1 protein-coding gene is annotated in these 1,707 nt (G+C 74.6%); it reads left to right on the top strand.

Annotated elements, in window-relative coordinates; translation table 11 throughout:
• On the top strand, positions 1–1,091 hold a 1,091-nt coding region (locus FH969_RS14850), incomplete at its 5' end, for an amylo-alpha-1,6-glucosidase (protein ID WP_281285388.1).
• Positions 1,092–1,707: the final 616 nt, after the last annotated feature.

Genomic DNA, 1,707 nt, shown 5'->3' on the forward strand with positions numbered 1-1,707 from the left:
CCGCCCTCCCGCCCGTGTACTACGGCACGGTCGACGCGACCGCGCTGTGGATCTGCCTGCTGCACGACGCGTGGCGCTGGGGCATGGCCGAGGAGGACGTGCGTGCGCTGCTGCCGCACCTCGAGCGGGCCCTCGCCTGGCTGCGGGACTACGGCGACGCCGACGGCGACGGCTTCCTCGACTACGTCGACGCCACCGGCAGCGGGCTCAGCAACCAGGGCTGGAAGGACTCGGGCGACTCCGTGCAGTGGCGCGACGGACGCCTGGCCGAGGGTCCGATCGCCCTGAGCGAGGTGCAGGCCTACGCGTACGAGGCCGCCGTCGGCGGCGCAGCGCTGCTCGACGCGTTCGAGCGACCGGGCGCGACGGCGTGGCGCGCCTGGGCGGCCGGCCTCGCCGACCGCTTCCGGGCCCGGTTCTGGACCGCGGACGACGACGGCCCCTACCTCGGCATCGCGCTGGACCGCAGCGGCGCGCTCATCGACTCCGTCGCCTCGAACATGGGGCACGTCGTCGGCACGGGGATCCTCACGCCTGAGGAGGAGCGCGTCGTCGCCGACCGCCTGGTCTCCCCCGAGCTGTCCTCGGGGTACGGACTGCGCACGCTGTCGGACCGGATGGCCGGCTACTGGCCGTTGGGCTACCACCGTGGCTCGGTCTGGGCGCACGACACCGCGATCGCGATCTCGGGGCTCGCCCGCGCCGGGCTCGACGAGCAGGCGGCCGTGCTCGTGCGCGGCGTGCTCGCCGCCGCCGAGAGCGTGCGCTACCAGCTGCCCGAGCTGTACGGCGGCGCGCCACCGGAGTCGACGCCGGGCGTGGTGCCCTACCCCGCGGCCTGCCACCCGCAGGCGTGGTCGGCCGCGTCGGCGGTCGCGATCTTGCAGGCCTGCCTCGGGCTCGCGCCCGGCGCCGAGCGGGGCGGGCCGCCGCGTGCGCTCGGGTCGGCGGCGGCACCGGTCGGCCGGGTCGACGTCGAGGGTGTCGTCGCCGGCGGGCGGGTGTGGCACGTGAGCGCGCCCGTGGGCGGGACGCCGACGGTCACGCCGGCCGACGGCGACGGCGCTCGTTCCGCCGTCGGGCGCGCCTGAGCTCGGGTGGCCCGAGGCGGCGGCCTGCCTCGCGCTACAGCGCAGCGATCCGTGCCGGCTCGACTCGCGAACCCAGCGATCCGTCCCGGTCTGGGGGCGAAGCCAGCGATCCGTACCGGTCCGGAACGCGAAGCCAGCGATCTGTGCCGGGTTCAGCGCAGGAACCGCGACAGATCGCTGGCACCACCCACACGCCCGGCACTGATCGCTCGCACCACCCGCGAACCCAGCGATCCGTACCGGTCCGGAGCGCGAAGCCAGCGATCCGTACCGGTCCGGCGCGCGAAGCCAGCGATCTGTGCCGGGTTCGGCCCACGAACCGCGGCAAATCGCTGGCACCACCCAAACGCCCGCGACTAATCGCTGGCACCACCCGCGAACCCAGCGATCCGTACCGGTCCGGAGCGCGAAGCCAGCGATCTGTGCCGGGTTCGGCCCACGAACCGCGGGAAATCGCTGGCACCACCCACCAACCCGCGACTGATCGCTGGCACCACCCACACGCCCGGCACTGATCGCTGGCACCACCCGCGAACCCAGCGATCCGTGCCGGCTCGACCCGCGAACCCAGCGATCTGTACCGGGTTCGGCCCGCGAACCGCGACAGATCGCTGGC

Origin of the sequence: Miniimonas arenae (assembly GCF_006351005.1) — a bacterium.
GTDB classification, from domain to species: Bacteria; Actinomycetota; Actinomycetes; order Actinomycetales; family Beutenbergiaceae; genus Miniimonas; species Miniimonas arenae.